Origin of the sequence: Aquipseudomonas guryensis (genome assembly GCF_014164785.1) — a bacterium.
Taxonomy (GTDB): Bacteria; Pseudomonadota; Gammaproteobacteria; order Pseudomonadales; family Pseudomonadaceae; genus Aquipseudomonas; species Aquipseudomonas guryensis.
Window position 1 is genome coordinate 1,138,448 of record NZ_JACJFN010000001.1, and the last position, 20,962, is coordinate 1,159,409.

The following is a 20,962-nucleotide window of genomic DNA, read 5'->3' on the forward strand; positions in this document are numbered from 1 at the left end:
CACAAGGAGAGACCCCCATGGCTACTCTGCTGCAAACCCGCCAGGAGAACGCCAGCTGGCGCGACTACCTGGAACTGACCAAGCCGCGTGTGGTGCTGCTGATGCTGATCACCTCCTTGGTTGGCATGTTCCTCGCCACCCGCGCCGGGGTCGCCTGGCCGGTGCTGGTGTTCGGCAACCTGGGCATCGGTCTGTGTGCCGGCGCGGCGGCGGCGGTCAACCATGTGGTCGACCGGCGGATCGACTCGATCATGGCGCGCACGCACAAGCGTCCGGTCACCGCCGGGCGCCTGTCGCCGGTTGCGGCGCTGGGCTTTGCCCTGCTGCTGGCGGTGGCGGGCATGGCCCTGCTGCTGACCTTCACCAACGAGCTGGCCGCCTGGCTGACCCTGGCCTCGTTGCTCGGTTATGCGGTGCTCTACACCGGCTTCCTCAAGCGCGCCACGCCGCAGAACATCGTCATCGGCGGCCTGGCCGGCGCCGCGCCGCCGCTGCTCGGCTGGGTCGCGGTCACCGGGCATATCAGTGCCGAGCCGCTGCTGCTGGTGCTGATCATCTTCGCCTGGACGCCGCCGCACTTCTGGGCCCTGGCCATCCACCGCAAGGAGGAATACGCCAAGGCCGACATCCCCATGCTGCCGGTGACCCATGGCGAGCACTACACCAAGGTGCACATCCTGCTGTACACCGCGGTGATGATCGCCGTGACCCTGCTGCCCTATGCCATCCACATGAGCGGGCTGCTCTACCTCGCCTGCGCCGTGGTGCTCGGCGGGCGCTTTATGTTCTGGGCCGTGGTGCTGTACCGTGACAGCCGACCGCACGCGGCGATCAGCACCTTCAAGTACAGTATCTGGTACCTGTTCCTACTGTTTATCGCCCTCCTCGCCGACCACTACCTGTTGCTGAATCTATGACCCGAACGCAGAAAACCCTGTTTGTCCTCGTCGCCGCTGTTGCCCTGGTGCTCGGCCTTACCGTCAACAAGGTGCTCAACAGCAAGGGCGACGGCACCGACAAGGTGGCCTTGCTCGACGCCGGCATCGTCCTGTTGCCGCAGAGCCGCAGCCTGCCGGGCCTGTCGCTGACCAACCAGGATGGCCAGGCGCAGGCCGTGGACCAGCTCAAGGGCCAGTGGAGCCTGCTGTTCTTCGGCTACACCTTCTGCCCGGATATCTGCCCGGCCACCCTGGCCCAGCTGCGCCAGCTCAAGGGCATGCTGCCGGCCGAGACCCAGGCCCAGCTGCGCGTGGTGCTGGTGACGGTCGACCCGCAGCGCGACAACCCCGAGCAGCTGAAGAAATACCTCGGCTTCTTCGACCCGGCCTTCATGGGCCTGACCGGTGCCCAGGAGGATCTGCAAAAGCTGGCCGGCGCGGTGAGCATTCCCTATATCCCGGCCGATACCAGCAAGGAAAACTACACCGTCGACCACAGCGGCAACCTGGTGATCATCGGCCCGGATGGCACCCAGCGCGGCTTTATCCGCGCACCGCTGAACAACGACAAGCTGGCGGCGCAGTTGCCGGGCCTGCTCGGCGCGAAATAGCCGTAGCCCGGATGCAATCCGCGGCACTGGCGGCTCCTTTCCCGGATTGCATCCGGGCTACGAAAACCCAAGCAAGAAAAAGCCCGCTAATGAGCGGGCTTTTTGTTGGACGGGGGTCAGGCAATCAGAACGCCGGCACTACCGCGCCTTTGTATTTGTCGTTGATGAAGGCTTTGACTTCGGCGCTGTGCAGCGCCTTGGCCAGCTTCTGCAGGGCCGCGTCGTTCTTGCTGGCTTCACGCACCACCAGGATGTTGACGTAAGGCGAGTCGCTGCCTTCGATCACCAGGGCATCCTTGGTCGGGTTGAGGCCGGCTTCCAGGGCGTAGTTGGTGTTGATCAGCGCCAGGTCGACCTGGGCCAGTACACGCGGCAGGGTGGCCGCTTCCAGCTCACGCACCTTGATTGCCTTGGGGTTCTCGGCGATGTCCTTGACGGTGGCGGTGATGCCGGCGCCGTCTTTCAGCTTGATCACGCCGGCCTTCTGCAGCAGCAGCAGGGCACGGCCGCCGTTGGTGGCGTCGTTGGGGATCACCACCTGGGCGCCCTGCGGCAGCTCGGCGAGGGTCTTGATCTTGCTCGAGTAGGCGCCGAAAGGTTCGACGTGTACGCCGGCGATGCTCACCAGCTGGGTGCCGCGCGAGGCGTTGAATTCATCCAGATACGGCTGGTGCTGGAAAAAGTTGGCGTCCAGGCGCTCTTCGGCCACTTGCACGTTCGGCTGCACGTAGTCGGTGAATACTTTCACCTGCAGGTCGATGCCGTCCTTGGCCAGGGCCGGTTTGACGAACTCGAGGATCTCCGCGTGTGGCACGGCGGTGGCGGCGACACGGATGGTGTCGGCGGCCTGAGTGGCAGCGCTGGTCAGGGCGGCCGCGGCGGCCAGGGCAGTCAGCAGTTTTTTCATGGTGCAACTCCTTGTGGGATTGGGCGCAGGGTCCCGTGGGTAACGGGTCGCCCGCTGTTCTGGTGGTGAATTCGGTTGGTTACTTGCGCGAGCTTTTTATTTCCTAGAAAAATGCACCACCAGCTTGTCGCCGGCGGTCTGCAGGACTTGCACCAGCACCAGCAGAAGGATCACGGTGACCGCCATCACGTCCGGCTGGTAGCGCTGGTAGCCGTAGCGCACGGCCAGGTCGCCGAGACCGCCGCCGCCGATCAGGCCGCTCATGGCGGTGTAGGAGACCAGGGTGATGGCGGTCACGGTGGCGGCGGCGATCAGTCCCGGCAGCGCTTCTGGCAGCAGGGCGCGGAAGATGATCTGCAGGGTGGTCGCGCCCATGGCCTGGGTCGCCTCAATTATTCCGCGGTCGACTTCGCGCAGGGCGGTTTCCACCAGGCGCGCGAAGAACGGCGTGGCACCGACCACCAGCGGCGGGATGGCCCCGGCGACGCCCAGCGAGGTGCCGGTGATCAGCACGGTCAGCGGGATCATCAGGATCAGCAGGATGACGAACGGCACCGAGCGCAGCACGTTGACCAGCAGCGACAGCACCGCGTACAGCGCGCGTTGCTCGAACATCTGCCGCGGGCCGGTGAGGAACAGCAGCACGCCCAGCGGCAGGCCGAGCAGCACGGTGAACAGCAGCGAGCCGCCGAGCATGTTGAGGGTGTCGAGGCTGGCGTAGCCGATCTCCTGCCAGTCGACATTGGGCAGCCAGCTGGCCAGCAGGGAATCGATCATCGCAGCACCTCCAGATGCACGTCGGCGGCCTGGAAACGCGCCAGCGCGGCGTCGATGTCGCCGCCGGTGAGGGCCAGGGTCAGCTGGCCGTAGGGGCTGTCCTTGATGCGGTCGATGCGCCCGGCGAGGATGCTGTAGTCCACCCCGGTCTCGCGCGCCACGGTACCCAACAGCGGCGCGTAGGTGGCTTCGCCCTGGAAGGTCAGCCGGAGGATGCGGCCCTGCACATGGGCGAAGTCGTCGCGCTGCTCGTCCTCGTCGATGTGCTCGTCTTCCTGGACGAAACGCTTGGTGGTGGCGTGCTGCGGATGCAGGAACACTTGGGCCACCGGGCCCTGTTCGACGATCTGCCCGCCGTCCATTACCGCCACCTGATCGCACACGCGGCGGATCACGTCCATCTCGTGGGTGATCAGCACTATGGTCAGGCCCAGCTCGCGGTTGATCTCGGCCAGCAGCTGCAGCACCGAGGCGGTGGTTTGCGGGTCGAGGGCACTGGTGGCCTCATCGCACAGCAGGATCTTCGGCTGGGTGGCCAGGGCGCGGGCGATGCCGACGCGCTGTTTCTGCCCGCCGGACAATTGCGCCGGGTACTTGTTGGCGTGGTCGGCCAGGCCGACGCGGGCCAGCAGTTCGGCCACGCGCTGGGCGATCTCGCCGCGGCTCAGCTCGCCGGCCAGTTGCAGGGGCATGGCGACGTTGGCGGCGACGGTCTTCGACGACAGCAGGTTGAAGTGCTGGAAGATCATCCCGACCTGCTGGCGGAAGCGGCGTAGGCCGTTGGCGTCGAGGGCGGTGACGTCCTCGCCGTCGACGCTGATGCGGCCGCCGCTGGGTTCTTCCAGGCGGTTGATCAGGCGCAGCAGGGTGCTCTTGCCAGCCCCGGAATGGCCGATCAGGCCGAACACCTGGCCGGCGTCGATGCGCAGGTCGGTGGGCTGCAAGGCGGGCACGGCGCGCCCGGCGACCTGGTAGGTCTTGTTGACGTGGTGGAACTCGATCACGGAGCGAACCTTGTGGGTACGTGGGAGTGACTGCCGCCATCCGATGGGCGCGGCGACTCCTTCTAGCCTAGGCGGTTAGCCGAAAGCCGCGCATTTTAGCCGGTTTGTTTATGCGTTCTTAGTCTTTATTGGCCTGAATAGCTTATGCACAGGCATAAGCACGCAGGGCGGGTGCAACCCGCGTATCTGGCTCGCAGGTTACACCCGCCCTACGGGATGCGGCGCTCGCGAGCTAGAGCCAGGCTAGGCGGGCAAGGGCCGAGGGCGCGGAGTTTACGGGCTGTAAATGAGCACCCGAGGCCCTTGCCCAACGACGCATGGCCGACGCGCAGCCGCGCCGATGGGGGTCAGCTGTTGCTTTGCGGACTCAGCACCAGCCGCGGTTCCTGATCCGGCTTGAGCACCGGCGAGAACTGCGGGTTGAAGCCAGGCTCAAGCTTCTTGATCCGTGCCGACAGCAGCGCGGCAACAAAGGGGTAGTCCTTGGCCTCGCGCACTTGCAGGCGTACCGCACAATCGAAGGCGACCACGTCGGCGGCCACGGCGTCGAGCAGGGTGCGCAGGCTGTCGCGGTCGTTGGCGTCGAGCATCGGCATGGGCACGCTGCTGCTGCTGGCAGTAGGATCGATCAGGCGCGCACGTGGCTCTGCGGCAGCGGCTGCTTCGGCCGCCGCTGCAGCTTTGGCGGCGGCGAGCTTGGCGGCTTGTGCGGCAGCGGCTTCGCGTTTGGCGGTGGCCTGTTCCTCGGCCAGCTTCTGCAGGCGCACACGCTCGGCTTCTTTCTGTGCCAGGCTGGCTTCCGCCTGCTGCAGACGCTGTTCGACGTCGCTGCGGCGCTGAGTCTCGGTGGCGGCAGCGACCTGGGGCTGACTCGCCGGTTTGGCTGCCGGGGCCGGGGTGGCTTTGGCAGTCGGTTTGCCAGAGGCGCCCTGGCTGGCAGCCAGGCTCTGTTCGTACTGGCCCTTCAAGCCGGGCGCCATGGCCATGTACGGCTTGGCCTTGGCCAGAGCTTGGCTGGCGGCTTCGGGGTTCTGTGCGGCCAACTGCTGCTGGCCCTGCTTCAGGTAGGCGCCGGCCAGCTCGCGCTGGTACTGTTCGATGCGCACATCATTCTTCTCGGTGCGCTGCTGCAGGGCAGTCAGGCTCTGCTCGGCGGCCTGCAACTCGCCCCGGCTGATCTGTGCAGATACGCCATTGAAGCTGGTGACCAGCTCATCGGGGGTCCAGTATTCGGCATGGGCCTGGCCCAGCAGCAGACTCAGCGCGAGCGTGGCAAGGGATTGCGTCTTGTTGAAATTCATTTTATGACCGACTGGTTCTGTGGCGTTTCTGTTTGGGCAAAAAACGCCCAATACTAGCGGGCTCGGCGCGGCAGCACAAAGCTCAACAGAAATAGGCCCGCGGCAGACACCACAATCGACGGTCCGGCTGGGGTGTCCTGATACCAGGAAAGGCTCAAGCCTGCGGCTACCGCGAGCATGCCGAGCACACTGGCGCCCACCGCCATCTGTTCCGGCGTACGCGCATGGCGCTGGGCGGCGGCCGCCGGAATGATCAGCAGCGAGGTGATCAGCAGTACGCCGACGATCTTCATCGCCACCGCGATGACCACCGCAATCAGCAGCATCAGGGCCAGACGCAGGGCCGCCACCGGCAGACCTTCGACCCGCGCCAGTTCCTCGTGCACGGTGATCGCCAGCAGCTGGCGCCACAACGGCACGAGCAGGGCTAGAACCAGCACGGCGCCGCCAACGATCCAGGCCAGGTCGCTGGGGCCGACGGCCAGCAGGTCACCGAAGAGATAGGCCATAAGGTCGATGCGCACCTCGTCCATAAAGCTCAGCACCACCAGACCCAGCGACAGGGTGGTCGGCGCGAGAATGCCCAGCAATGTGTCCGAGGCCAGTGGCTGGCGCTGCTGCAGGGTCACCAGCAGCACGGCCAGCAGCAGGCAGCCGGCGGTCACCGCCAGGGTCGGGCTGACATCCAGCAGCAGGCCGAGGGCCACGCCGAGCAGTGCGGCATGCGACAGGGTATCGCCGAAATAGGCCATGCGCCGCCAGACCACAAAGGAGCCCAGAGGGCCGGCGACCAGGGCCAGGGCCAGGCCGGCGAGCAGGGCGTTGAGCAGGAAATCGGGCATCAATGTTTGCAACCGGGGCCGTGGACATGGGCCGGGCCGTGGATGGTCAGGCCGGGCTGATCGACCACCGCGCCGTGCAGATCGTGGCTGTGGTCGTGGTGGTGGTGGTAGATGGCCAGGCTCTTGGCGTCCTGGCCGAACATCTCGACGAATACCGGGTCATTACTGACCTGCTCCGGGTGGCCGGAGCAGCACACGTGGCGATTCAGGCAGACCACCTGGTCGGTGGTGCTCATCACCAGGTGCAGGTCGTGGGAGACCATCAGCACGCCGCAGCCGTGGCGGTCGCGCAGCTGGGTGATCAGGCGGTACAGCTCGGCCTGGCCGGCGACGTCGACGCCCTGCACCGGTTCGTCGAGCACCAGCAGTTCGGGCTCACGCAGCAGGGCGCGGGCCAGCAGCACGCGCTGCAGTTCGCCGCCGGAAATGCCCTGCAGCGGGCTGTCGATCACCTGCTCGGCACCGACCTCGGCCAGCGCCGCCTGCGCCGCGGCGCGGTCAACCCCTGGCACCAGGCGCAGGAAACGCAGCACCGAGAGCGGCAGGGTCGGGTCGACGTGCAGTTTCTGCGGCATGTAGCCGATGCGCAGGCGTGCCTTGCGTTGCACCCGGCCGTTGTCGGGCTTGAGCAGGCCGAGCACGGCGCGCACCAGGGTGGTCTTGCCGGCGCCGTTGGGGCCGATCAGGGTGACGATCTCACCGGCGCGTACGGTCAGCTGCACATCTTGCAACACGCGCTGCCCGGCAAAGCCAACGCCAACGCCGTCGAGCTGGACCAGTACCTCGCTCATGCCGCCTCCCGGCAACTGGCGCAAAGGCCGACGATTTCCACGGTCTGGCTTTCCACCACGAAACCCACCGCCTTGGCACCGGTGACAATCGCCTGGCTGATGCTCGGCAGCTCCAGCTCTATGGCGGTGTGGCAATTGCGACAGATGAGGAACTGGCCCTGGTGCGCATGTTCCGGGCGCACGCAGCCAATAAAGGCGTTGAGCGATGCGATGCGATGCACCAGGCCGTTTTCCTGGAGGAAATCCAGCGCCCGATAGACGGTCGGCGGTGCGGCGCGCCGGCCGTCGGCCTCGCTCAGCACGCCGAGGATGTCGTAGGCGCCCAGCGGCTTGTGGCTCTGCCAGACCAGCTCCAGCACGCGCTTGCGCAGGGCGGTCAGGCGCACGCCCTGCTTGGTGCAGAGTGCATCGGCCTCTGCCAGGGCGCTGCTGACACAGTGCGAATGGTCGTGCGGCAGGCAGGCCAGGGGCGTGTTGGCGGTATGCGGTTTGAACATGACGAGGACGTCCGGGTGAAGAGACGTTATTCTATAACTCTTTGCCTGCCGAGTCTTGCCGTCGTGTCGCGTCTTTCCGTGGTTGTCCTGCTCTGCCTGTTTTCCCTCTCCGCTCGCGCCGAAGTGCAGCTGCTGACCAGCATCAAGCCGTTGCAACTGATCGCCGCTGCGGTGCAGGAGGGTGTCGGCACCCCGGCCGTGCTGCTGCCGCCGGGCGCCTCGCCGCACCGTTTCGCCCTGCGCCCGTCAGATGTGCGCCAGGTGCAGAGCGTCACCCTGCTGTACTGGATTGGCCCGGACATGGAGAGCTTCCTGCCGCGCGTGCTGCAGTCGCGCAGTTTGCCGAGTGTGGCGCTGCAGGACTTGCCCGGCCTGCAGCTGCGCCATTTTTCCAAGCCAGAGAACGACGAGCACGGCCACGATGAGCATGCCCATGATGAGCACGACCACGATCACCGCCCCGGCACGCTGGACGCCCACCTCTGGCTGTTGCCGCATAACGCCAAGGTGATCGCCGCGAAGATGGCTGCCGACCTGGCCCAGGCCGATCCGGCCAATGCCGCCCGTTACCAGAGCAACCTGGCTGCCTTCGAAGCGCGCCTGGATGCCCTCGACCAGCGCCTGCATGCGCGTCTGGGCAAGGTGGTCGGCAAGCCCTACTTCGTCTTCCACGAGGCCTATGACTACTTCGAGGCCGCCTATGGCCTCAAACATGCCGGTGTATTCAGCGTGGCCGCCGAGGTGCAGCCGGGTGCGCGGCATGTGGCGGCGATGCGTGAGCGCCTGCAGGCGGCCGGGCCGAGCTGCGTGTTCAGCGAGCCGCCGCTGCGCCCGCGCCTGGCAGAAACCCTGAGCGCAGGCCTGCCGGTCAAGCTGGCAGAAATGGATGCGCTGGGCGCCTCGGCGCAGAGCTATGAGCAGTTGCTGGAAGGCTTGGCCAGCGAGCTGGCCGGCTGCCTGGAAAGCCTGTAGGAACAGCTCAGAGAGCGAAGGGCAGCGCCAGGCTGATCTGCTGTCGCTGCGCCAGACGGCGCTGGAACTCGCCGGGATCCTTGACCAGCACATCACGGCCCTGGAAGCGCCGCGCGGCGATCAAACGTGACAGCCAGAAGCGCAGGCAGGCGATGCGCAGCATGGCCGGCCACAGCTCGGCTTCGCTGCGGGTGAACGGCCGTAGCGCGGCGTAGGCGCCGAGCAGGGCGCGGGCGCGCGGCAGGTCGAGGCTGTCGTCGGCCTGCGAGCACCAGTCATTGAGGGTGATCGCCAGGTCGTAGAGCATCGGCCCGGAGCAGGCGTTGTAGAAGTCGATCACCCCGGCCAGCTGGTTGCCGTCGAACAGCGCGTTGTCGCGGAACAGGTCAGCGTGCAGGTTGGCGCGCGGCAGGGCGAGGATGCGCGCCTTCAGTTCGGCCACTTCGTGCAGGCTGTCGCGCAGCAATGGCAGCTGCTCGTCGTGCAGTTCCAGGGCCAGCATCGGGCCTTCTTCGAGCATCCAGTCGAGGCCGCGGTCGCTGCGCCGTTCGAGGATATTGTCGCGGGTGGCCAGGTGCAGGCGCGCCAGCCAGCTGCCGATCTCCGCGCAGTGGTGGGCATTGGGTTGGCTGATGTGCTTGCCGGCCAGGCGCGGCTGCAGGATCGCCGGCTTTTCTGCCAGTTCACCGAGGGCTTCGCCGTTTTGCATCGGCACCGCGTAGGGTACCGGCAAGCCGGCCTGGTGCAGGCGCGCGAGCAGCTCGATGAAGAACGGCATGTCGGCCCGTGGGCCGCGCTCGACCAGGGTCAGCACATATTCGCCGCCGTCCAGGCTGACGAAGAAGTTGCTGTTCTCGGTGCCGGCACTGATGCCCTGGAAGTCCTTCAACCGCCCCAGCCCGTAGGGCGCGAGGAAGGCTTCCAGTTCGTGGCGTTCCAGGGGGGTGAAGACCGACATGGCAGGCGCGTCCGTTTAGTTCAGGGGGCAGGCGGTTGGCCGACTGCCCGAGGGTTTACCACTTAAAGATTTCCCAGGCCGGGATCAGCATATCCGGCTGGTCGGAGCGGATGAAGTTGCCTTCGCTGCCATCGGCACGCACCAGAAAGTAGGGCTTGCCGCCTTTCGGGGTGATCTTGATGGCATACAGAAAACCGTTCTGGCGGTATTCGGTGATGGTCTTGTCGCCATCCTGGCGGATGGTCACGTCCGGATCGGCGCTCGGCGCATCCTCGGCGGCGATGGCATACAGCGGGCTGATGGCCAGCAGGCCGGTGAGCAACAGGCGGTTGAGTACGCGCATGGTAACCTTGTCCCTTTCTCTGGTTGGTGGGTTCATTCTAGCGCCCGCCCCTGGCAAAAGGTTGATCCTGCGCATGTCTAACGCTCCTCTGGTTCTGGTCGACGGTTCCTCTTACCTGTACCGCGCCTTCCATGCCCTGCCGCCGCTGGCCACTTCCAAGGGCCTGCAAACCGGAGCGGTGAAGGGCGTGTTGAACATGCTCAAGAGCCTGCGCAAACAGTATCCGCACAGCCCCTTCGCGGTGGTGTTCGACGCCAAGGGTGGCACCTTCCGCGACGCCATGTTCGCCGAGTACAAAGCCAACCGCCCGCCGATGCCGGAGGAGCTGCGTGGCCAGGTCGAGCCGCTGCATGCGGCTGTGCGTGCCCTTGGTTACCCGCTGCTGTGCGTCGAAGGGGTCGAGGCCGACGACGTGATCGGCACCCTGGCCCGGCAGACCGCCGCCCTGGGTCGCGACGTGGTGATCTCCACCGGCGACAAGGACATGGCCCAGCTGGTCTGTCCGCACGTCACCCTGGTCAACACCATGACCGGCAGCGTCTATGACGTGGAGGGCGTGAAAGAGAAATTCGGCGTCGGCCCGGAGCTGATCATCGACTACCTGGCGCTGATGGGCGACAAGGTCGACAACATTCCCGGTGTGCCGGGCGTCGGCGAGAAGACCGCGCTGGGCCTGCTGGTCGGCGTCGGTGGCGGCCTCGACGTGCTCTACGCCAACCTCGACAAGGTGCCGGAGCTGCCGATTCGCGGGGCCAAGACCCTGCCGGCCAAGCTCGCCGAGCATAAGGACATGGCCTTCCTGTCCTACCAGCTGGCGACCATCAAGCTGGACGTCGAGCTGGATGTCGGCGTCGACGACCTGCACCCGGGTGAGCCGGATCGCGAGGCGCTGACCACTCTCTATACCGAACTGGAATTCAGGAGCTGGCTGGATGAGCTGCAGCGCGAGCAGGCGCGCAGCAAACCGCTGGCCAAGGCTGCGGCTAAGCCGCTGGTGAGCAGTGGCGGGCTGTTCGATGAGCCTGAACCGCTGGCAGCTGCAGTCGAGGAACAGCAGCAGGAGCAGCCGGTCGCCAGCGACACACGCTATGAAACCGTGCTGGAGCAGGCCCGGTTCGATGCCTGGCTGCAGAAGCTGGAGCAGGCCGAGCTGATCGCCTTCGATACCGAAACCACCAGCCTCGACCCGCAGCAGGCTCAGGTGGTCGGCGTGTCCTTCGCCGTCAGCGCTGGCGAGGCCGCCTATGTGCCGCTGGCCCACACCTACATGGGCGTGCCGGCGCAGCTGGATCGCGATGCGGTGCTGCGCGCGCTCAAACCGCTGCTGGAAGACCCGGCCAAGGCCAAGGTTGGCCAGCACGCCAAGTACGACATGAATGTGCTGGCCCATGCCTCGACGCCGATCATGGTGCAGGGCGTGGCCTTCGACACCATGCTCGAATCCTATGTGCTGGACTCCACCGCCACCCGCCACGATATGGACAGCCTGGCGCTGAAGTACCTCGACCACAGCACCATCCGTTTCGAGGACATCGCCGGCAAAGGTGCCAAGCAGCTGACTTTCGACCAGATCGCCCTGGAACAGGCCGGCCCTTACGCAGCGGAAGACGCCGACGTAACCCTGCGCCTGCACCAGACGTTGTGGGCCAAATTGCAGGAAACGCCGACCCTGGCCAAGGTGCTGCGCGAGATCGAGATGCCGCTGGTGCCGGTATTGGCGCGTATCGAACGCCAGGGCGCGCTGGTCGACGCCAAGCTGCTCGGCCAGCACAGCGTCGAACTGGGCGAGCGCCTGGTCGAGCTGGAGCGCCAGGCCTTCGCCATCGCCGGCGAAGAGTTCAACCTCGGTTCGCCCAAGCAGCTCGGCGCGATCCTCTACGAGAAACTCGGCCTGCCGATCATCAGTAAGACCGCCACCGGCCAGGCCTCGACCGCCGAAGCGGTGCTCGCCGAACTGGCCGAGCAGGATTACGAACTGCCCAAGGTGCTGATGCAGTACCGCTCCCTGAGCAAACTGAAAAGCACCTACACCGACCGCCTGCCAGAGCAGATCAACCCGCGCACCGGGCGCATCCACACCAGTTACCACCAGGCCGTCACCGCCACCGGGCGCTTGTCCTCGACCGATCCGAACCTGCAGAACATCCCGATCCGCACCGCCGAAGGCCGGCGCATTCGCCAGGCGTTCATCGCGCCCAAGGGCTACAAGCTGCTGGCGGCGGACTACTCGCAGATCGAGCTGCGCATCATGGCTCACCTGGCCCAGGACGAAGGCCTGCTGGATGCCTTCCGCCACGGCCGCGACGTGCACAAGGCGACCGCCGCCGAAGTGTTCGGCGTGCCTCTCGACGCAGTGACCAACGACCAGCGGCGCAGCGCCAAGGCGATTAACTTCGGCCTGATCTACGGCATGAGCGCCTTCGGCCTGGCCAAGCAGATCGGCTGCGACCGCAAGCAGGCACAGGCCTATATCGACGTCTACTTCCACCGTTATCCCGGGGTGCTGGCCTACATGGAGCGCACCCGCGAGCAGGCGTCGCAACAGGGCTATGTCGAGACCCTGTTTGGCCGCCGTCTGTACCTGCCGGATATCCATGCGAAGAACCCGTCACTGCGCAAGGGCGCCGAGCGCACCGCAATCAACGCACCGATGCAGGGCACCGCAGCCGACATCATGAAGCGCGCGATGATCGCCGTGGACGCCTGGCTGCCGCAGTCCGGGCTGGATGCCAAGGTCATCCTGCAGGTACACGACGAACTGGTGCTGGAGGTGCGCGAGGATCAAATCGACGCGCTCAAGGCTGGTCTGCTGCCGTTGATGAGCGGTGCCGCCGAGCTGGATGTGCCGCTGTTGGTTGAGGCGGGAGTGGGTGACAACTGGGACGAAGCGCACTGATTGCGCGGTCAGAGGCTGCGGCATAGGGTCGCAGCTCGCCGGCTTTTTAGTTCGTTTCAGTCTTTCAAATCATTGCTTATCGCAATGCGATTTAAAAAATCACTGAACTATCCGCTGGCAAGCCCGGTCAGAGATTACGAATGGCATCAGCCCTTCGATGCTCCTATGTGTGTTTAGTGTTGGCAGATCTCTGAACCCCGCCCTAGCGGTTCAGAATTGAGCCCCGGTCTTCTCCCTCCCCATACGAAGCCCGGGGCTTTTTTTGTTCACGATTTGCTGCGTGCAGCCGTAGCAAGCCGGCACTTACTCAGCCGGTTCCTGATCGTCATCGGCCTCCTCGAGCAGCCCCATCCAGCCAGCCAGCACGGCCTGCGCTTCCTCGACGCCCTGGCGCTTGGGTGCCGAGAACAGCTGGATGCTGGCGTCTGTGCCCCAGCCCTTGTGGATATCCTGACGCACCTTGAGCAGAGCGTTCTTGGCTGCGCCGAAGGTCAGCTTGTCGGCCTTGGTCAGCAGGATGTGCAGCGGCATATGGCTGGCCTGGGACCAGTCGAGCATCATGCGGTCGAACTCGGTCAGCGGATGGCGGATATCCATCATCAGGATCAGCCCGACCAGGCTCTCGCGGCTGCTCAGGTAGGCTTCCAGGTGGCGCTGCCAGTGCTGTTTCAGCGGAATTGGCACCTTGGCATAGCCATAACCGGGCAGGTCGACCAGGCGGCGTTCTTCGTCCAGGGTGAAGAAGTTGAGCAGCTGGGTGCGGCCCGGTGTCTTCGAGGTGCGGGCCAGGTTGGCATGGGTCAGGGTGTTCAGCGCACTCGACTTGCCGGCGTTGGAGCGCCCGGCAAAGGCCACTTCATAGCCTTCGTCTGGCGGGCACTGGTCGACCTTGGCCGCACTGATCATGAACGTAGCCTGCTGGCACAGACCGATGATGGGATTCTTGGGTTGCATGGGAGGTTCCGGTTGGGGCGGGCGCCGCGTGAGGCGCGGCATGGTGTCGCTTCCGTTTCAGCGACGCCAGTATATAATGCCGCAGATTTTGTGTGCGCTTTGTCCCGTCCGTTGTTCCGGGAACGAACAAATCAGCTGCGCGATAGAACGCAGATCGTTCCCCGCCCTGATGAGGTTGGCCCATGAAAAAAGTATTGATTGCAGCGGCTGCACTTTGTGCCCTGTCCGCTAATGTACAGGCTGCACAGGATGCCGAGGCGGTGTACGCCAAGGCTTGCGCGGCCTGCCACAATGGACAATTGCCGATGGCGCCCAAGCGTGGCGACAAGGCTGCCTGGGAGCCGCGTCTGGCCAAGGGCATGGACGCGCTGGTAACCAGCGTGACCAATGGTTTGAATGCCATGCCGCCGCGTGGTTTGTGCATGGACTGCACTGCAGAGGACTACCAGGCCGTCATCAAGGTGATGAGCGAGTAATCCCGCAGAAACTCTTTTACCTCTAGCCGTTATTGGATTAGCTGATGAACAAAGTACTCGTGACTCTGCTGTTGAGCCTTGGCCTCTCCTCCGCAGCATATGCTGCTGGTGGCGCCGCGATCGTTGGCGATGCCGAAGCTGGCAAGACGAAAACCGCCGTGTGTGGCGCGTGCCACGGGGCTGATGGCAACAGCGCCGCACCGAACTTCCCGAAACTGGCTGGCCAGGGTGAGAAATACCTGTTCAAGCAGTTGCAGGATGTGAAGTCCGGCAAGCGCCAGATCGTCGAAATGACCGGTTTGCTGACCAACCTGAGCGATCAGGACCTGGCTGACATCGCGGCCTACTACGCCAGCCAGAGCATGAGTGTTGGCGCAGCCGATCCGGCACTGGTTGCCCGTGGTGCCGAGCTGTTCCGCGGCGGCAAGCTGGAAGAAGGCATGCCAGCCTGCACCGGCTGTCACTCGCCAGACGGCGCGGGCAATGCGCTTGCCGGTTACCCCAAGCTGGGTGGCCAGCATGGTGCGTATGTGGCCAAGCAGCTGACCGACTTCCGCGAAGGCAACCGCACCAACGATGGCGACACGCTGATCATGCGTGCCATCGCTGCCAAGCTGAGCAACAAGGATATCGCGGCCGTTTCCAGCTACATCCAGGGCCTGCACTAAGAACCGGCCTACGATCAACAGATCGTAAACAGGTTCCAAGACCTGAACTGGTGTTCGAAAAAGGGTGGCTTCGGCCGCCCTTTTTTATGGGCGGCGCCGCTACAATGCCGGAACCCGCCCCCGGGCCGCCGGTCGAACCCAGGCCCGCCCCGAGCGGCATCCATTTGCCAAGGAGTCATGCATGCGTAACCTGATTGTCAGTGCGGCCCTCGCCAGCCTCAGTCTGTTCAGCTTCGGTGTTCAAGCTGAGCCGATTACCGCGGGCCAGCACTATGTCCAGCTGCAGAAAGCGGTTCCGGTGTCCCAGCCGGGCAAGATCGAAGTGGTGGAGCTGTTCTGGTATGGCTGCCCGCACTGCTATCAGCTGGAGCCGGCCCTGAACGCCTGGGCGGAAAAACTCCCCGCTGACGTCAACTTCATCCGCGTACCGGCCCTGTTCGGGCGCACCTGGGATATCCATGGCCAGCTGTTCATCACCCTCGACCTGATGAAGGTCGAGCAGCGTGTGCACAAGGCCGTGTTCGATGCCATCCACAAGCAAGGCAAGGAACTGAAGGATCCGGAAGAAATGGCCGACTTCCTCGCCGAGCAGGGTGTCGATCGCGACTCTTTCCTCAACACCTACAATTCCTTTGCTGTGAAGGGCCAGATGGCCAAGGCCAAGCAACTGGCCAAGGCCTATCAGATCACTGGCGTACCGGTGCTGATCGTCAACGGCAAATACCGTTTCGATGTGCGTTCCGCGGGTGGCGAAGAGCAGCTGCTGCAAGTCGCCGATTACCTCATCGACAAAGAGCGGGCCGCTCGCTGAGTAAACCATCATGCTGCGCCGCTGGAGTTCCGGGCGTTCGATCGGTCTGCACCAACCGCAGGTTAACGGTCGTTGCCCGGACTCTGCCGGACCGCCTTGCAGCGGCTTGCTGCGCCTGCTCAGTTTCAATATCCAGGTCGGCAACAGCACCGAGCGTTACCACCACTACCTGACCCGTGGCTGGCAGCATCTGCTGCCGCACCCTGGGCGCGCTGGTAATCTGCAGAAGATCGGTGCCCTGCTCGCTGACTACGACCTGGTTGCCCTGCAGGAAGTCGATGGCGGCAGCCTGCGCTCGGGCTTCGTCAACCAGGTCGAGCACCTCGCCGAACTCGGCGCCTTCCCCTACTGGTACCAGCAGCTCAATCGCAACCTGGGTCGTCTGGCCCAGCACAGCAATGGCATGCTCAGCCGCTGGCAGCCGCAGCAACTGGAAGACCATCCCCTGCCCGGGCCACCGGGGCGCGGTGCCATCCTGCTGCGTTTTGGTGAGGGTGCCGAAGCCCTGGTGGTGGTGGTCATGCACCTGGCCCTGGGCGCGCGTACTCGCACCCGTCAGTTGGCCTATATCCGCGAGCTGATTGGTGGTTACCAACACCAGATCCTCATGGGTGACATGAACACCCATGCTGCCGATCTGCTGCAGCACTCGCCGCTGCGTGACCTCGGCCTGCTTGCTCCGCAGATTGAGGCGACCTTCCCCAGCTGGCGGCCACAGCGCTGCCTCGATCATATTCTGCTCAGCCCCGGCCTGGCCGTGGAACGGGTGGCGGTGCTCAGCCAGCCGATTTCCGATCACCTGCCGGTGGCCATCGATATTCGCTTGCCGGCCGGGCTTACCGGTGCGCCGGCTACTACGCTGAAGACGCTTACCACTGGATCGCCCCCATGACCGATGATGCCCAGCGCTGGAAAGCCAAATACCTCGATAGCCTGGAACAACAGGAAAAGCTCGAGCGCCGCTGGGACGCCCGCCTCGATCTGTTGCGCCGTGGCCTGGTGCGTAGCTCGCTGGCTGCTGAAGGCTCGGACAAGGCGGTCGACCAGTGCATGCAGGAGCTGCGCGAGATCATCCGCGGCGAGCAGATGGATGCCGGCTTGTCCGCCCTGATCCCGCGTCTGGAAAAAGCCGTGCTCGACTCCGAGCAGCGGCGTCAGCAACGGGTTGAGCAGAACGTCGCCGGGATCACCGGGCTGACCCAGCAGTTGCTGGCCCTGGATCTGCCCCGTGAGGTGCGTCGGGCGCTCAAGCAATTCGCCAAGCGCATCGATGAGCGGGCCAGCCAGCCACGCGAGATGCCGGCCTTGCTGGCCGAGCTGAGCAGCCTGCAGCAGAAGGTGCTGGCGGTGCTGGGCAGCGATCAGGTCGCCCGGCCTGGCCTGTTGCAGCGCCTGTTCGGAGGGCGTGAGGAGGCGCCTGGCTCGGACAAGGCGGCGTCCGACAGTGAAGTGGCCGAGGCGCGCGACGAAGTCGTTCTGCCGCAGTCCCTGGCGGCGGACGAGGATGATCAGCCCGCTGCTCCCGCTGCTCCCGCTGCTCCCGCTGCATCGGCGCAGCCAGCTAGTCAGCCTGTGCCGGCCGCTGCCGCGCTTGCTGCGGGCTCGGAGCCGATCGCCCCTGTGCTGGCTGTAACCCGGCCCACCCCCGCTTTAGACAGTTTGCCGCTGGATGCGCGGGTATTCAGTGGCGGCGATGATCCTGCCTATGCCCTGCCCGAACCAGCCGAGCCCGGCTACAGCGCGGTGGCACCGCATGTTGCGCAGAGCCTGCTTGGCCTGCTCGATGAGCTGGAGCTGCCGCTGCGTCACCAACCCCAGGGCGAAGAGCTACGCGCACGCATGCAGGGCGGCCTGAACTGGTACGAGCTGGTGCCGGTGCTGGATGATCTGGCCGTGCTGGTGCTTGCCGTCACCGACAGTGGCCAGCGCGAATTCGCCGGTTATCTCAAACAGCTCAATGAGCGCCTGGCGGCCTTTCTCGGCACCCTCAGCGAAGCTCATGAGGGCTACAGCGAGTCGCTTGAAAGCGCTCGCAGCTTCAATCAGGAGCTGCGTGAACAGGTCAGCGGCCTGCAAGCCAGCGTGCAGGAGGCGGCGGATCTGGAAAGCCTGAAGCAGGCCCTGGAAGCGCGCCTAGACGGTTTGCTCAATACGGTTTCCGAGCACCAGCGTCAGCGTGACGGTCATGAGGATGAGGTAGCCGAGCGCTTGCAGGCCCTGGCGCAGAAAGTCGCGGAGATGGAGCAGGAAGCACAGAGCTTCCGCGATCACCTCGAAGAGCAACGGCTCAAGGCCCTGATCGATCCACTCACCGGGCTGGCCAACCGTGCCGGCTGGAGTGAGCGTCTGGAGCTGGAAGTGGCGCGCTGGCAGCGTTACGGCGGTGAGCTGCTGCTAGCGGTACTGGACATCGACCACTTCAAACGGATCAACGATGGTTATGGCCACCTGGCCGGCGACAAGGTGCTGAAGATAGTCGCCGGCGAACTGAACAAGCGCCTGCGCAAGACCGATTTCATTGCTCGTTTCGGTGGCGAAGAGTTCGTCCTGCTGATCCCGGCTACTCCGCTGGAGGGCGGTGCGCAGCTATTGCAGACCCTGCTCTCGGCAATTGAGCACTGCCCGTTCCACTTCCGTGGCGAGCGGGTGACCATCACCCTGTCCGCCGGGCTGACCGCATTCGCCGTTGGTGAGAGCAGTGACGTGGTCTTCGAGCGCGCCGACCAGGCGCTGTATCGGGCCAAGCGCAGCGGGCGCAACCGTATCGAGCAGAGCTGACGGGCAAGAACCTCTAGCCGGGCGTCCCAGAAGTTGGGGCACTGGTGCGCCTGGCGCCCCTAAGCACAGAGGCGTTCTAACTCATCCAATCAATGCCTGATTGGCCAGGGTTGGCAACGCTCGTGAACTGCCTCTAAGCCGCGTCAGGCATATAAGGCTTCCACTGCTCAGGGATCTGTTCCAGACGTGGGTAGCCCATGGCATCCAGCTGCAGATGCGACAGCAGGAACGGGGTGTGGCGCAGGTGCTGCGGCACGCTGCGCAGCTCCGGCAGCCAGAGGCTGACATAGGCGGCATCTGGGTCGTACTGACGGGCCTGGCGCAGGGCGTTGAACATGCGCCCGTGGCGCGGGTCGCTGCCCACGCCGGCCAGGTAGGCCCAGTTACCCCAGTTGCTGGCCGGGTCGTAATCCAGCAGATGTTCTTCGAACCAGGCCGCGCCGTGGCGCCAGTCCTGCTGCAGGTCATTGACCAGGTAGCTGGCCACCACCTGGCGGCCGCGATTGGACATGAAGCCGGTACTCAGCAGCTCACGCATGTTGGCATCCACCAGGGGCATGCCGGTGCGCCCCTGGCACCACAGGCTGAAACGCTGGTCGAGCTGCTGCGGTGCGCGCGCCGTGGCCTTCAGGCCACCAGCCTGGAACAGCGCGCTGCCATGGCGCACCAGGGTCCAGCGGAAGAAGTCGCGCCAGAGCATTTCCAGCCACAGCCAATGGGTCGAGTCGTTGCGTCCGAACTGCGATTCGTGGCGGCGCAGCTCGGCCACCACCCGCCGGGCGGACAGGCTGCCATTGGCCAGCCAGGGCGAGAACTTCGACGAGTACTCGCTGCCGATGAGCCCATTGCGGGTGTCCTTGTACTGACGTACGCCCTGACGTTGCCAGAGGTAGTCGCGCAGCCGTGCCTGGGCAGCGGGCTCGCCGCCGGAAAAGGGGAAGGCGCTGTTGGCCACGCTGAGCGGTTCACCCAGGCCCAGCTGCGACAGGCTGGGCAGTGGCGCGAAACTCAGTTCGGCATTTTCCGGCAGGGCCGGCAGACGTGCCGGTGCCGGGCGCGGCTGGAACACTGGCAGACGCTGTTCGACCAGCTCGCGGAACTGGCTGTAGACCTGCGGCAGTTCTTCCAGGCTGCAGGGCAACTCCTCACTGCGCAGCAGATGGTTGCCCGGCAGCACACGCAGCGGGACACAGCCGAGTGCCTGGCGCACCGCGTCGAGCTGGCGGCGTTCCTCGGGAGCGATTTCGTCGAGGGTCAGCACTTCCTGCAGGCTGAATTGCTCGACCAGTTGCGGAATCAGCTGCTCGGCGCGGCCATGCAGAACCAGAAGGCCGGAGCCGCGCTGGCGCAGTTCGCCGTTGAGGGCGGTGAGGCTTTCCAGGAGAAAGCGCGCACGGTGCACGCCCATACGCCTGCAGCCAAACGGCCCTGGCTGGAGCAGGGCCGGGTCGAGGATGAACAGCGGCAGCACGCGCTCGGCATCCATGGCGGCTTGAAGCGCCGGGTGGTCATCGAGGCGCAGATCCTGTTTGAACCAGAGCAGCTGGCGGTGCATGACGGATATCCTCGGGGAGGCATGTGAGTGACGATACGCTGCTGTAGACCGGGCGCTGCACCGTTTATCCCCGCCGGCGATCCCCATGTCCGATCATGGAGGTCATTTGTGACGTATTTGGCATTTTTGCCCCGGCAACGCCTTCGCCTGTCCTGTTTGCGCTGGTAGCGGACGCTTCGACGACAGACGCCCGGACGGCTGGCTTCTAGACTGTGCGCATCTGGACTTGGAGCTCGTCATGGATATCTTCGGCATTGCCGTGCTGGTGTTTCTGGTTACCGATCCGTTCGGCAATATCGCCATCTTCCTGGCTGCGCTGAAGAACGTCGCGCCGGAGCGGCGCATGCGCGTGGCACTGCGTGAGCTGCTGCTGGCTCTGGTGCTGCTGATGGTGTTTCTCACCTTCGGCGACAAGATTCTCAGCGGCCTCGGTCTGTCGCGCGAAGCCACGGCGATTGCCGGCGGCATCATCTTGTTCGTGATTGCGATGCGCCTGATCTTCCCCCGGCCCGAAGGTGTGCTCGGTGATCTACCGGATGGTGAGCCACTGCTGGTGCCGCTGGCCACGCCCGCCGTGGCCGGCCCGTCCGCCCTGGCGGTGCTGATGACCCTGCGCAATACCCACGAAGGGGCGCTGTGGGAGCTGTACCTGGCGGTCGGCCTGGCCTGGTTCGGCACGGCCATGATTCTCCTGCAGGCGTCCTGGTTGCAGCGTTTTCTCGGCGCCCGCGGTCTCACCGCGGTAGAGCGCCTGACCGGCATGCTGCTGATCATGCTCAGCGTCGACATGCTCCTGGACAACCTGCAAAGCGTGTTACACATCACCCCCTGACGATCTGCTGCGCGTCGGCCATGCTGCGTTGGAAATGCCCTCGGGCTGCTC

Annotated in this window: 21 protein-coding genes; 10 read left to right on the plus strand and 11 right to left on the minus strand. The window is 65.0% G+C overall.

What is annotated here, in order from left to right:
• The first annotated feature begins 17 nt into the window (after nt 1–17).
• Nucleotides 18–917 carry a heme o synthase gene (gene cyoE, locus H3H45_RS05250; protein WP_182832657.1) on the plus strand — a complete coding sequence of 300 codons (900 nt, stop codon included), beginning with the start codon at nt 18–20 and terminating at the stop codon, nt 915–917.
• A complete protein-coding gene (locus tag H3H45_RS05255) occupies nt 914–1,549 on the plus strand; it encodes an SCO family protein (protein ID WP_182832658.1) in 636 nt (211 codons plus the stop codon). The genes cyoE and H3H45_RS05255 overlap by 4 nt, the downstream gene beginning before the upstream one ends.
• Before the next feature lie 124 nt (nt 1,550–1,673).
• On the opposite strand, the gene H3H45_RS05260 is transcribed toward H3H45_RS05255, so the two are convergent.
• From H3H45_RS05260 to zur, 7 genes are all read right to left on the minus strand, one after another.
• A complete protein-coding gene (locus H3H45_RS05260) occupies nt 1,674–2,456 on the minus strand; it encodes a MetQ/NlpA family ABC transporter substrate-binding protein (RefSeq protein ID WP_182832659.1) in 783 nt (260 codons plus the stop codon).
• A gap of 96 nt (nt 2,457–2,552) precedes the next feature.
• Nucleotides 2,553–3,233 (minus strand): methionine ABC transporter permease, encoded by a 681-nt coding sequence (locus H3H45_RS05265; protein WP_182832660.1) that lies wholly within the window; start codon nt 3,231–3,233, stop codon nt 2,553–2,555.
• A complete protein-coding gene (locus tag H3H45_RS05270) occupies nt 3,230–4,237 on the minus strand; it encodes a methionine ABC transporter ATP-binding protein (RefSeq protein WP_182832661.1) in 1,008 nt (335 codons plus the stop codon). The genes H3H45_RS05265 and H3H45_RS05270 overlap by 4 nt, the downstream gene beginning before the upstream one ends.
• A 347-nt stretch (nt 4,238–4,584) precedes the next feature.
• Nucleotides 4,585–5,538 (minus strand): hypothetical protein, encoded by a 954-nt coding sequence (locus tag H3H45_RS05275; protein WP_182832662.1) that lies wholly within the window; start codon nt 5,536–5,538, stop codon nt 4,585–4,587.
• A 53-nt stretch (nt 5,539–5,591) separates the two neighbouring features.
• Complete coding sequence (gene znuB, locus H3H45_RS05280) at nt 5,592–6,380, minus strand: zinc ABC transporter permease subunit ZnuB (RefSeq protein ID WP_182832663.1); 789 nt, start codon at nt 6,378–6,380, stop codon at nt 5,592–5,594.
• Nucleotides 6,380–7,171, minus strand: a complete 792-nt coding sequence (gene znuC / locus H3H45_RS05285; RefSeq protein WP_182832664.1) for a zinc ABC transporter ATP-binding protein ZnuC — start codon at nt 7,169–7,171, stop codon at nt 6,380–6,382. The genes znuB and znuC overlap by 1 nt, the downstream gene beginning before the upstream one ends.
• On the minus strand, nt 7,168–7,668 hold the full coding sequence (zur, locus tag H3H45_RS05290) for a zinc uptake transcriptional repressor Zur (RefSeq protein WP_182832665.1): 501 nt from the start codon (nt 7,666–7,668) through the stop codon (nt 7,168–7,170). Before zur ends, znuC begins: the two co-directional genes overlap by 4 nt.
• Nucleotides 7,669–7,731: 63 nt before the next feature.
• Here zur and H3H45_RS05295 point away from each other — a divergent pair, with 63 nt between their 5' ends.
• Entirely contained in the window at nt 7,732–8,640 is a 909-nt protein-coding gene (locus H3H45_RS05295; protein ID WP_407926673.1) for a zinc ABC transporter substrate-binding protein, read from the plus strand.
• A gap of 7 nt (nt 8,641–8,647) precedes the next feature.
• Here the strand turns inward: H3H45_RS05295 and H3H45_RS05300 are convergent, their stop codons facing one another.
• Entirely contained in the window at nt 8,648–9,598 is a 951-nt protein-coding gene (locus H3H45_RS05300; RefSeq protein WP_182832667.1) for a homoserine kinase, read from the minus strand.
• 55 nt (nt 9,599–9,653) lie between these two features.
• Complete coding sequence (locus H3H45_RS05305) at nt 9,654–9,941, minus strand: DUF2782 domain-containing protein (protein WP_182832668.1); 288 nt, start codon at nt 9,939–9,941, stop codon at nt 9,654–9,656.
• A 73-nt stretch (nt 9,942–10,014) separates the two neighbouring features.
• On the opposite strand from H3H45_RS05305, the gene polA reads away from it, so the two are divergent.
• Nucleotides 10,015–12,837: a DNA polymerase I gene (gene polA, locus H3H45_RS05310; RefSeq protein ID WP_182832669.1), complete on the plus strand. Its 2,823-nt coding sequence runs from the start codon at nt 10,015–10,017 to the stop codon at nt 12,835–12,837.
• A gap of 303 nt (nt 12,838–13,140) precedes the next feature.
• Here the strand turns inward: polA and yihA are convergent, their stop codons facing one another.
• On the minus strand, nt 13,141–13,791 hold the full coding sequence (yihA, locus tag H3H45_RS05315) for a ribosome biogenesis GTP-binding protein YihA/YsxC (RefSeq protein ID WP_182832670.1): 651 nt from the start codon (nt 13,789–13,791) through the stop codon (nt 13,141–13,143).
• Between the two features lie 182 nt (nt 13,792–13,973).
• On the opposite strand from yihA, the gene H3H45_RS05320 reads away from it, so the two are divergent.
• The 5 genes from H3H45_RS05320 (at nt 13,974) to H3H45_RS05340 (ending at nt 18,524) form a co-directional block, all read left to right on the plus strand.
• Nucleotides 13,974–14,267, plus strand: coding sequence for a c-type cytochrome (locus H3H45_RS05320; RefSeq protein WP_182832671.1), 294 nt, complete (start codon nt 13,974–13,976; stop codon nt 14,265–14,267).
• 44 nt (nt 14,268–14,311) lie between these two features.
• Nucleotides 14,312–14,935 (plus strand): c-type cytochrome, encoded by a 624-nt coding sequence (locus tag H3H45_RS05325; RefSeq protein WP_182832672.1) that lies wholly within the window; start codon nt 14,312–14,314, stop codon nt 14,933–14,935.
• 181 nt (nt 14,936–15,116) lie between these two features.
• Complete coding sequence (locus tag H3H45_RS05330) at nt 15,117–15,746, plus strand: thiol:disulfide interchange protein DsbA/DsbL (protein ID WP_182832673.1); 630 nt, start codon at nt 15,117–15,119, stop codon at nt 15,744–15,746.
• 13 nt (nt 15,747–15,759) lie between these two features.
• Nucleotides 15,760–16,638, plus strand: coding sequence for an endonuclease/exonuclease/phosphatase family protein (locus H3H45_RS05335; RefSeq protein WP_407926682.1), 879 nt, complete (start codon nt 15,760–15,762; stop codon nt 16,636–16,638).
• On the plus strand, nt 16,635–18,524 hold the full coding sequence (locus H3H45_RS05340) for a GGDEF domain-containing protein (RefSeq protein WP_182832675.1): 1,890 nt from the start codon (nt 16,635–16,637) through the stop codon (nt 18,522–18,524). Before H3H45_RS05335 ends, H3H45_RS05340 begins: the two co-directional genes overlap by 4 nt.
• 133 nt (nt 18,525–18,657) lie before the next feature.
• On the opposite strand, the gene H3H45_RS05345 is transcribed toward H3H45_RS05340, so the two are convergent.
• Complete coding sequence (locus H3H45_RS05345; RefSeq protein ID WP_182832676.1) at nt 18,658–20,079, minus strand: DASH family cryptochrome; 1,422 nt, start codon at nt 20,077–20,079, stop codon at nt 18,658–18,660.
• 238 nt (nt 20,080–20,317) lie between these two features.
• On the opposite strand from H3H45_RS05345, the gene H3H45_RS05350 reads away from it, so the two are divergent.
• A complete protein-coding gene (locus tag H3H45_RS05350) occupies nt 20,318–20,911 on the plus strand; it encodes a MarC family protein (RefSeq protein WP_182832677.1) in 594 nt (197 codons plus the stop codon).
• Nucleotides 20,912–20,962: the final 51 nt, after the last annotated feature.